The following is a 531-nucleotide window of genomic DNA, read 5'->3' on the forward strand; positions in this document are numbered from 1 at the left end:
GGAACAAGCGCGCCACGCTTCGTTTTTGTTACCCCTTACGTCAAAGAACGTGCGTCACTCTCGTATCCAGTGACAATGTGAAAAATCAGTCAGTTACTGTTTTTCATTATTTAATCTATCCACATCCAATTGATGTGAGACTGTGGTGGAGAATAACGGATTCGAACCGTTGACCCCCTGCGTGCAAGGCAGGTGCTCTAGCCAGCTGAGCTAATCCCCCGGGTTTCCTTACCAACAGTAACCTCGCTAGTAACAGTGGGCCTGCGTGGACTCGAACCACGGACCTCTACATTATCAGTGTAGCGCTCTAACCACCTGAGCTACAAGCCCGGGTTTCGACGATACCCGAAGGCAAACGTAGAATCCGTTTTCAAAATAATTTGAATGAGAAAACAAACAAAGAGCAACAATCAAGTTAAACTTACTATGCACTCATAACATCGTGAGCAAGGCCGCTCCAGAAAGGAGGTGATCCAGCCGCACCTTCCGGTACGGCTACCTTGTTACGACTTAGCCCTAATTACCTGTTCT

The 531-nt window shown here is 47.6% G+C and carries 2 tRNA genes and 1 rRNA gene; all 3 read right to left on the bottom strand.

Annotated elements, in window-relative coordinates:
- Positions 1-143 precede the first annotated feature (143 nt).
- Positions 144-220, bottom strand: a tRNA-Ala gene (locus JAO73_RS22850).
- A 36-nt stretch (positions 221-256) separates the two neighbouring features.
- Positions 257-330: transfer RNA gene (locus JAO73_RS22855), tRNA-Ile, on the bottom strand.
- A gap of 131 nt (positions 331-461) precedes the next feature.
- Positions 462-531: ribosomal RNA gene (locus JAO73_RS22860) — 16S ribosomal RNA — on the bottom strand; the annotation flags it as partial.

The sequence above is a fragment of the Hymenobacter miniatus genome (assembly GCF_016427455.1).
In the GTDB taxonomy this organism is placed as follows: domain Bacteria; phylum Bacteroidota; class Bacteroidia; order Cytophagales; family Hymenobacteraceae; genus Hymenobacter; species Hymenobacter armeniacus.